The sequence below is a fragment of the Leptolyngbya sp. BC1307 genome, assembly GCF_002286735.1.
Lineage (GTDB): Bacteria > Cyanobacteriota > Cyanobacteriia > Phormidesmidales > Phormidesmidaceae > Phormidesmis.
Genome location: NZ_NRTA01000084.1, coordinates 1 through 9,928 on the forward strand (window position 1 = coordinate 1; position 9,928 = coordinate 9,928).

Here is a 9,928-nt window from a genome sequence, read left to right on the forward strand (position 1 = left end):
GAATAGTGGCGCAAATCGTCCCAACGCTTCTAGTATTTCCATTTCGCAGCCAGCCGGTTATGACAAATCTATTGTGCTTGCTGCTTTCCTATTTGGCAAAATGGATAAAGTCGAGATTAGGACTTGCTTGAGATGTTTGCTTGAGGTGGATCGACGACGTTAGTGAGGGTTGTCATCAGGTACATTGGCACCATGGCCAACAGGCAAATACCCCATTGATTCCACGTTAAGGGCGCTGTTTCAAACAGTCTGTTCATCAGGCTCCATTGACTGAAGATAACCTGCAGCGCAATGGCTCCTGCAATACCCACAAACAAAATGGGGGTAGGGGTGATAGAAGATGCTCGGCGATGCAGGAAATCGCCTATGCTGCTCCATAGCTGGCTAAGACTCAACAGATAAACAATTCGAGCCGACACCAGTGACTGAATCGCCATCGTGCGAGCCACGGCAATGTTTCCGGTCGTTTCCTGTGCCCACTCGAACATACCAAAAATAAGAACCCAGTTAAAGAGAGAAATAAGCACGATTCGGCGCAACAGCCTGCCCGTGATTAAAGGCTCGTAAGGATCGCGCGGTGGTTGCTGCATGAGCCCAGGAGTTTTAGGCTCAAATGCGAGGGGAACGGTCATTGTGAGAGAATTGATCATGTTTAGCCAGAGCACCTGGAGGGAGAGAATCGGCAGGGCGCGACCTAGCAAAACGCTGATTAAAATTGTCATCGACTCACCGCCGTTGACAGGGAGGAGAAAAGCGATCGCCTTGCGTAAGTTTTGATAAACCGTGCGACCTTCTTCAGTGGCCGCTTCAATAGAGGCAAAGTTGTCGTCGGTCAGCAGCATATCAGCAGATTCTCGGGCAACCTCGGTGCCTCCTTTACCCATAGCGATGCCAATATCAGCCTGTTTCAGCGCCGGGGCGTCGTTAACGCCATCTCCGGTCATGGCGACAATTTCGCCGCTGTGCTGAAGCGCTTCGACTAGGCGCAGCTTTTGGGTTGGTGCAACTCTGGCAAAGACGCTACCGTCTTCTACCGCCTGTGCAATCTGGGTGTCGTCCATCGACTCAATTTGTTTTCCTTCAAAGGCCAGTACCTGCCCGTCTTTTTGAATGCCCATGCGCTGCGCGATCGCCCGTGCCGTTGTAATATGATCGCCCGTAATCATTTTGACTTGAATGCCCGCCGACTGGCAGGTTTTGATAGCGGCGATCGCCTCGGGCCTGGGCGGATCGATCATCCCCTGCAACCCTAGAAAAACCAATGCCGACTCAATATCTTCGTGGGCGACCGAGTGCTGATCAGAACCTACTTCTTTTTTCGCGAACGCCAGCACTCGCAGCCCTCTGTCTGCCATGGCTTCAACCGTTTGGCGAATCGTTTCAGGCGCTATCTCAATAATCTGGCCCTGATCGTTTAACTGCCCGGAGCAGCGGCCCAATAGCGCCTCTACTGACCCTTTTACATACACCACCCGAGGCTCTACATTGTGCAGCGTAGCCATGTATTGATACTGTGATTCAAACGGAATAGAGTCTAATCGGGCGCTAGCGGCGGCGAGCTTAGACTGATTCAAGTCAGCTTTGGCTGCTGCTGTAATCAAGGCCCCCTCTGTGGGGTCGCCCACCACCGACCAGGCTTCTTCCTCCTGCTTTAGCTGAGAATCGTTGCAGAGTATTCCTGCTATCAGGCACTCCCTTAAAGCAGGAGGCAAATTGTTCTCTAACCGATTTTTGACTGCCCCGTTCTTCTCCCCGTTCTTCTCCAAGTCATCCGCTAAGCCATCGGGTTCTAGAAAGATTTCTCCTTTCGGACTGTAGCCACTGCCACCAGCACGATAGTGTTGTCCGCCTGCATAAATGGCCTGTACGGTCATTTGGTTTTCAGTCAATGTTCCGGTTTTATCAGAACAGATGACGGTGGCACCGCCTAAAGCCTCAACCGCTGGCAGCTTACGAATAATGGCGTGACGGCGGGCCATCCGATTGACCCCAATCGCCAGCGTGATCGTGACGACAGCGGGCAAGCCTTCTGGAATGGCGCTAACAGCCAAAGCAACGGCTGACTCAAACACATAAGCCCAAGACTCTCCTTGCGCAATCCCCGCGACGAACGTCAGGGTGGCCACCGCTAAAATAGCGTAGAGCAAGGTACGGCTGAACTTCGAAAATTTACGGGTTAGGGGCGTGCTGAGGTTAACCAGCCCTGCTATAGACTGAGAGATTTTCCCAACTTCAGTCGTAGACGCGGTGGCTACCACAATGCCACGCCCCTGTCCGAAGGTGACGAAGCTGCTAGCGTAGGCCATGTTAGTCCGTTCGGCCAGCGGCGTGTCATTAGGGAGATTTTCCGTAGATTTATTGATGGGTAACGATTCTCCCGTCAGGGCAGACTCATCCACCTGCAAGTTTCGCACCTTCAACAGTCTCAAATCGGCGGGAACTTTGTCTCCTGAGCTCAGCATCACAATATCGCCAGGAACGAGATCTCCAGATGGGACTTGCAGCGTTTGCCCCTCTCGGATGACGGTGGCTTCAGCGGTGACCGTTTTGGCTAAAGAGGCGATCGCCCCCTCTGCTTTGGACTCTTGCACATAGCCAATAATCGCATTAACAACCGTAACGCCCCAAATTACGGCGGCATTTGTCCAGGAACCCAGGAAAGCCTTAATTGCACCTGCAACAAGCAAGATGTAGAGTAGCGGCTCATTGAACTGTAGGAGAAATCTAAACCAGGCTGGCTTGCCAGGTTTGGACTTCAGCTCATTGCGCCCGTGAATTTCGTAGCGGCGGGCAACCTCTTCTGCGGTTAAGCCTTGATCTGTGCTACTGCTGAAAAAATCAGTCACTTCCTGTTCAGGCAGGTGATGGTAGGGCTGGGGTGGTTTTTGGTCTGGCATGATGCTGATATGCAGGGATAAATTGAGTTTGAAGCCTAGCTTTTCTGTTCAACTCGGAACCAGCGATACCCATAGGGTTCTAGCGATATGAGCTGAGGGTTTTGTGAGGATTGGGTATTTGAGGGTGGGTAGGCGCGATCGCCAAATAGATCCACCAAATGACCCGACGACCCAGACTTAAGCATGACGGTGCAGGCTTGCTCGGATAAGTTATGCACAGTCAACACCGTCTTATCTTTCCAAGCGCAACAGTGGGCAAACACACCCGGCTGGTCAGTCTCAATAATTTTCCAATTGCCCCAGCCAATTTCTGGATGCTGCTTGCGAATGCGAATCACTTGGTCAAACCAATTGAGCAACGAATCAGCCTCTCGCTGTTGAGCCGTGACATTAACGTTAGGGTAGCCATATTCGCCCTCTGAGATCACCGGCTTAGACAGGCAGGCAGGTGCCGCCGTCGAGAATCCGCCATTGGCCTTTTCTGACCACTGCATGGGCGTCCGAACGCTATCGCGACCGGGCAAAGACAGATCGTCACCCATCCCAATTTCATCGCCGTATCGAATTAGCGGAATCCCTGGCAGCGCGAACAACAGACTGTAGATAAGTTCAATTCGCCGCCGATCTCCGTTAAACATCGGCGGTAGCCGTCGCCGTATCCCACGTCCATAAATTTGCATCTGCTCTTCTGGGGCAAAGGCTTCATATATTTTGTCGCGCTCGGCCTCGCTGAGCTGATCGAGCGTGAGTTCATCATGGTGGCGCACAAAGTTGAGCCATTGGCATGACCGGGGCGTTTTTGGGAGTTGCTGAAGCCCCTCTGTGAGCGGAGCAGATTGCTGAAGGGCCAGTGCTAAGAACTTTTTCTGGTTAGCGAAAAAGCTAAACAGCATATGCATTCGGTTGCCATCGCCAAAATAAGTTGCAAATGCCTCAGATTCTACATTGGCCTCTGCTAGCAACACCGCCTCTGGATTCCTGGCAGACACCGCCTCCCGCAGATCTTCTAAAAAGCTTTCCAGCTCATACTGCTCGGCGAGAACTTCTACATTTTTCACAAAGTAAGGAACCGCATCTACTCGAAATCCAGAGACGCCTAGCTCTAGCCAAAAGTGAACAATTTTACGGATTTCGTCTCGCACCACGGGATTAGAGATATTTAGGTCGGGCTGTTCTTTATAAAAGTGGTGTAGATAGTATGCGCCCGCTTTGCTGTCGTATTCCCAAATGCTATCTTCGGCATCAGGGAAAATAACCTCGGCTGGATCGGTTTCGGGAGGGTCGTTTGCCCAAATGTAGTAGTCACGATACTTAGAATTTTTATCGGATCGCGCGGCCTGAAACCAGGGATGCTGAATCGAAGTATGATTGATCACGAGATCAATCATTACGCCAATGCCGCGTTTTTTAGCTTCGTGCATAAATTCAACAAAGTCACCTAATGTTCCTAGCCGCGAGTCCACACTGTAGTAGTCCATAACGTCGTAGCCATCGTCCCGATTGGGCGAAGGATAAAACGGGTGAAGCCATAAGCAGGTGATTCCTAGCCCCGAGAGATAGTCTAGGCGCTGAGTTAGCCCAGGGAAATCACCCACGCCATCGCCATCTGAATCCATAAATGTTTCCACGTCTAAAGAATAAACGATGGCGTTTTTGTACCAGAAGTTCTGCATAGCTATTTTCTTACGCCGGTTCTACACCGGCTGATTCACTGCTTGGCTTTAGTTGTTGCGATCGCTACACTACCGAAGTCTTCGACGTAGCGGCGATCGGTCGGTTGCCCAATCGATGAACTTAAAGGTCTGACTCACTACTGGGCTAGTTGCCCTGTTCTCCCGGCGACCGCTTAAATCGCGGAGTCCTTGCAGGTCTAAAAGGCTAAACCCAACTTTAGAGAAAAACGGTAGAAGACAAAACAGGGCGGTATCTGTCGTTTGGCCGATGAGTCCGAATCCAGATGGCCCAATTATCCAAACGACAGGATAGGCCACCCAAAACACTGTGAAATAGATTAGCAGCCGATCATACAGCTTTGAGAGCGCCGGTTCTTGAAGTTTGCTCTTAGCGCGCAGTGGCCCCCAAATGCCCTGTAGCACAATCAAAAACGCTACCACGCCGCAAATATACCAAAGATATCGCGCCCAGCTACGTTCTGATAAGTCCGCCACTAGCCCGGTTACAATAACAATAACTTGAGTGCCCATCAGTGAGCTAATCAGCACCCAGTCTTTTTTGATGAACTGCATCGCGGTTAAAGACAGCGCTAGCAGCAGCAGCGGCGTAGTGACAATCCAATCTATGTAGCGAGCATAGTGCGTTATCTGACCAGCAACCTCTACCTTGCCCTGACTGATCGCCATTGCCATATAGACCAATCCTGACCATATCGGAATGAAAATAGCAATCAAATACTCATACTGGGGTACCCCTTTGGGGTTACGGCTCAAAATCCAGAAATGCGATGCGCCGATAGCCATCCCGACGACATAAAGCCAATGAAATAGTGACTGCCAAGCCATAACACACCTCTGTTGAATGTATTCTACGTTGAATGTAGTCTACAATGTAGACTGCTATTCTACAATGTAGACTGCTGTGTAGTGGGCTTTTTCGCTTTGCTATACCGCCCACGGCCTTTATCTTCCTTTAAGTTAGGCAACAAAAGTGATCGAAAGGTGACTATGCGATGAAGCCTTATATCCTGCCGATACCCAGAGAAGATGCTGTCACAATTACATTATTTTTTCACCAGAAGCTGAGATGAGTGCTGACGCAGGTGTGGGTTATAAATATCTCGGTAGAAGGATGGTAGAGCTGTGAAAATGAGGCAGTGGCTAGGGATTATTGGGCTTGCAGTCGCTCTCTACATCCTTTGGCAGGTTCGACAGCTTTTGCTGCTGGGATTTACCGCGGTCGCGCTGGCCACCGCGATTAACCAGCTAGTGCTGTGGCTTAGAGGGCGGGGACTAAAGCGGTCTGTGGCGGTTATTCTCAGCGTTAGCTTAATGGTTGCCGTACTCATGGGCATTTTTGTACTGGTTGTACCCCCGTTTGCTGAACAGTTTCAAGATTTAATCGATCTTTTGCCGGACGGACTCTCGCAGATTCAGTCAGGAATTAACTGGCTAGAAGATCGGGTGCTCGGCCCAAATTTTCCTGAGATTCCCGATGCCACCGGCTTCATTCAACAGCTCCAGCCATTTGGAACTAGCCTAGTACAGCAAGCTGCCGATATTTTTTCTAATTCGATTAGTTTTCTACTCAATTTTTTGCTGGTTCTGGTACTGACGTTAATGTTGTTGGTAAATCCACAGCCTTACCGCAACGTCTTTATTCGTCTTTTTCCTTCGTTCTATCGCCATCGGATTGATCGTATTCTGACGCGCTGCGCCCATGGACTCGGCGCTTGGACGGCAGGCGCACTATTTGAAATGATATTTATCGGTACCCTGAGCGGGCTGGGCTTGTGGCTGCTGGGCGTACCGCTAGCGCTGGCCCATGCCGTACTAGCTGGTCTGCTAAATTTTATTCCGAATGTTGGGCCGATATTGAGCGCTGTACTACCCATGGTGATCGGGTTTTTAGATGAACCCTGGAAGGCGATCGCGGTTTTAATCCTCTACATCGTGATTCAAAATGTCGAGAGCTATCTGCTGACGCCTATCATTATGGCAAATCAGGTCGCGCTTTTGCCTGCTATCACGCTGGTTGCACAGCTATTTTTTGCAACCAGCTTTGGCGCGCTAGGGTTAGTCATGGCGCTGCCACTCACGGTCGTTGCCAAGATATGGATCGAGGAACTGCTGTTCAAAGATATTCTTGATCAATGGCAGTGAGCGTCCCCCTAGTTTTTTCCTACGGCTTTTTGGATGACACTATGCTGAACCATATTCGTAGCAGCCTTCGCATCCGTGTTAACCCTCTACAGAAAACCAGAGTAGATCCTAGTTTGCGCAAGCAATTGCAAGCTGATTTGTCGGACGAATCTATCCTTGATGCCTCCTATTTGATTTTGACGGTTAGCGCTTGTGCGATCGCGACCCTTGGCCTACTCACCAACAGCGCGGCTGTGATCATCGGTGCTATGTTAATTGCTCCGCTTATGCTGCCGATTAGAGGGCTTGCTTTTGGTGCCCTCCAGGGAAATGTTGCGCTCTTTAAAAAAGGGGTGGTCGCGGTCGCTAGCGGCACCTTCCTATCGATTGCGATCGCCTACGGCATCGGTATGCTTGTTCGCATCCCTAGCTACGGTAGTGAAGTCTTAGGCAGTGAGGTACTCGCTCGCTCGGCTCCCAATTTGCTTGACTTGGGTATTGCAGTGGCGGCTGGAAGCATCAGCGGCTATGCCAAAGTTGAACCCAAGGTTTCTACTAGCTTGGCTGGGACAGCGATCGCTGTGGCCCTGATGCCTCCTGTCTGTGTTATCGGGATTGGCTTAGCACAGGCTAATAGCTCACTGAGCCTAGGTGCAACCCTCCTTTACATCACCAATCTGCTGGGTATCACCCTGGCCTGTATGTTCGTTTTTCTACTGGCGGGATACTCGTCTTTCCGTCGTGCAAAAAGAGCCCTTGTGTGGACGCTAGCGCTAACAGCAGTGCTGGTTATTCCGCTGAGCGCTAGCTTCGCTCGACTGGCACAGCAGGCCCGACTAGAATCTGGTTTGCAGCAGGCTCTAGTTAATCGGACGGTGACCTTTCAGCGATTAGAACTGCTTAGAAGCGAAACTGACTGGCTCACAAATCCACCGGAGGTGCGGCTGAATGTGCGGGCCAAAGCCCCGGTTACCCCTCGTCAGGTGGCGCTGCTAGAAGAATTTATTGAAGAACAGACGGGCCAAACCTTCGTTCTAATTTTTGAAGTAGGCGAGATAAAGGAAGTTCGACGAGAAGACGAGTTGTCTGAATGATGCTCTCAAAGTGACCCTTTCCGGCGTCAGGCAAAGACGGAAAAGATTCCAATGATGGAGTCACTTTTCGTTCACAATTGAAGTGGATACTATTTCTGTAGTTGCGCTGATTAATCAGAGTTGGGAGGTTGTATATGAGAAGCCTATTAATGCATAGCCCGATTGCGATCGCTCTCTTTTGGATCGGCAATTACTTACTCATTACTCTCTTACCGCTCTTCGTTTTGCTAATATATCCGCCGCCAGGCGCACGCGGGTTTTGGGTTGACTTCTCAGTTGCGCTCGGCTTTATTGGCTTAGCAACCATGGCCTTGCAATTCGTGCTGACGGCTCGCATCAATCGCATTGAAGCCTCATACGGCGTTGATATTCTGCTGCAGTTCCACCGGCTGACCTCTCTGGTAGCGTTCTTCATGGTGTTGCTACATCCTGTCATGCTGTTTGTTGTTCAGCCAGAAACGCGACAGCTGCTGAATTTTTTAGAAGCACCCTGGCGAGCGCGACTGGCTATCTTAGGAACTCTGGCATTTGTTGCTTTGGTCGTAACCACTATCTGGCGAAAGCCACTGCGCATTCCCTACGAACCTTGGCGAACCTCTCATACTGTTCTCTCAGTATTAGCTGTGGGCTTAGGGTTAGGACATGCCCTGGGCGTTAGCAATTACCTAGCCTTGTTTTGGAAAAGGATGCTATGGGGCTCAATGGCCCTAATCGCGCTGTGGCTAGTGGTTTATGTGCGGCTTATTAAGCCTTGGATGATGACCAAGAAGCCTTACCTAGTCGAGGATGTGATTCCTCAAAGAGGGAACGTTTGGACGCTGACGCTGCGTCCGTGGGGGCACGATGGATTTCGCTTTCAGCCCGGTCAATTTGCCTGGTTAACTTTAGATATTACGCCCTTAAGTATGCGAGAACACCCTTTTTCCATGTCTTCCAACGCGGATCATTCCGGTCGTATTGAGTTTGGCATCAAGGCATTAGGCGATTTCACCAGCACTATCGAAACTGTCAAGCCAGGGACAAAAGCCTATTTAGATGGCCCTTATGGTGTATTCACGGTTGATCGCTATGGAGATGCAGCCGGATTTGTACTTGTTGCCGGTGGCATCGGTATAACGCCAATGATGAGTATGCTGGCAACCGCAGCAGAACGCAAAGATGACCGCCCTTACCTATTAATTTACGCCAGCAAAACCTGGGACGATATTACCTTTCGTGAAGAATTAGAGGCCCTTGAAGCGCAGCTAGATTTAAAGATTGTTCATGTTTTGAAAGAGCCTCCAGAAACATGGTCAGGCGAACAGGGATACGTAGACAAAGCGCTTCTTGATCGCCATATTCCGAAATACAAAGCAACCAGACAGTACTTCATTTGCGCCGCACCTAAAATGATGGATCAAGTAGAACGCGCTCTACACGATTTGGGTGTTCCGGTGCCCCAAGTTCACATGGAGCATTTTAATCTGGCTTGATACTGGCTTGATCACAACTCAAGCCTAATCTGAGTTCAGCAGTCCATCGGTTGCCAGATTATTTCAAAAATCTCATTCTCAGAATCTCATTCCCAAAATATTAATCGAGAATCCTTACTATGCGCTATAGCATCATGCTCCAACTCGTCGGACTCATTACGCTGGTGCTGTTGGCTACAGCGGCTATTTTTGCTTGGCTGCAGAACCGTCCTGCTGTTCAAAGTATTGAGCTAGAAACCAGCAGCTATGCCCTTGAAACTGTCAGATGTGAGTAGTCAGATAGAGCCGAATCGCCATCAATGCGATCGCCTCTTCTTCTATTTTTGATTAAGTCGCCTGGAACAACGCCTCCAGTACCTCAATCCCTTCAACAAACCGCTCTCTGCGATTGCGTAGAGATACGAATTCTGCCCAGAGTTCAAAGCAGTGCTGCTGCTGTGGGTCGAGCAGTTTTGGGGCTGTCACGATAGAAACTAGGACTTACGCATTGACAGAGTAGCCAGCCTGTATGCTGGCAGGAGCCCCCTTCTTTTTGAGTGATCGCTAGGCCATACGTGAGCTATCAAAACCATCTACAGCCCAGTGCGATAGCACGCTCTACACCTTATTTTTGCTCTCAGAGCCGAAGTATGTGAGCTGCGTGCGGCTCT

The 9,928-nt window shown here is 50.2% G+C and carries 8 protein-coding genes; 4 read left to right on the forward strand and 4 right to left on the reverse strand.

Annotation, left to right across the window (positions count from 1 at the left end):
• Positions 1 to 116: 116 nt before the first annotated feature.
• The 3 genes from CKL79_RS21325 to CKL79_RS21335 all read right to left on the reverse strand — a co-directional run bounded on the left by CKL79_RS21325 (position 117) and on the right by CKL79_RS21335 (position 5,416).
• The gene (locus CKL79_RS21325; protein ID WP_121971556.1) at positions 117 to 2,897 is read right to left on the reverse strand and encodes a cation-transporting P-type ATPase; all 2,781 of its coding nucleotides are present in this window, start codon (positions 2,895 to 2,897) and stop codon (positions 117 to 119) included.
• A gap of 35 nt (positions 2,898 to 2,932) precedes the next feature.
• A complete protein-coding gene (locus CKL79_RS21330) occupies positions 2,933 to 4,570 on the reverse strand; it encodes an alpha-amylase family protein (RefSeq protein WP_121971557.1) in 1,638 nt (545 codons plus the stop codon).
• A gap of 69 nt (positions 4,571 to 4,639) precedes the next feature.
• Entirely contained in the window at positions 4,640 to 5,416 is a 777-nt protein-coding gene (locus CKL79_RS21335; protein ID WP_121971558.1) for a bacteriorhodopsin, read from the reverse strand.
• 297 nt (positions 5,417 to 5,713) lie between these two features.
• Here CKL79_RS21335 and CKL79_RS21340 point away from each other — a divergent pair, with 297 nt between their 5' ends.
• The 4 genes from CKL79_RS21340 (at position 5,714) to CKL79_RS23335 (ending at position 9,553) form a co-directional block, all read left to right on the forward strand.
• Positions 5,714 to 6,733 carry an AI-2E family transporter gene (locus CKL79_RS21340; protein ID WP_121971559.1) on the forward strand — a complete coding sequence of 340 codons (1,020 nt, stop codon included), beginning with the start codon at positions 5,714 to 5,716 and terminating at the stop codon, positions 6,731 to 6,733.
• Complete coding sequence (locus CKL79_RS21345) at positions 6,724 to 7,806, forward strand: DUF389 domain-containing protein (RefSeq protein WP_240519021.1); 1,083 nt, start codon at positions 6,724 to 6,726, stop codon at positions 7,804 to 7,806. Before CKL79_RS21340 ends, CKL79_RS21345 begins: the two co-directional genes overlap by 10 nt.
• Before the next feature lie 134 nt (positions 7,807 to 7,940).
• Positions 7,941 to 9,278, forward strand: coding sequence for a ferric reductase-like transmembrane domain-containing protein (locus CKL79_RS21350; protein ID WP_170944156.1), 1,338 nt, complete (start codon positions 7,941 to 7,943; stop codon positions 9,276 to 9,278).
• Positions 9,279 to 9,397: 119 nt separating this feature from the next.
• Entirely contained in the window at positions 9,398 to 9,553 is a 156-nt protein-coding gene (locus CKL79_RS23335) for a hypothetical protein (RefSeq protein ID WP_170944157.1), read from the forward strand.
• A 52-nt stretch (positions 9,554 to 9,605) separates the two neighbouring features.
• On the opposite strand, the gene CKL79_RS23340 is transcribed toward CKL79_RS23335, so the two are convergent.
• Positions 9,606 to 9,743 (reverse strand): hypothetical protein, encoded by a 138-nt coding sequence (locus tag CKL79_RS23340; protein WP_170944158.1) that lies wholly within the window; start codon positions 9,741 to 9,743, stop codon positions 9,606 to 9,608.
• Positions 9,744 to 9,928 lie beyond the last annotated feature (185 nt).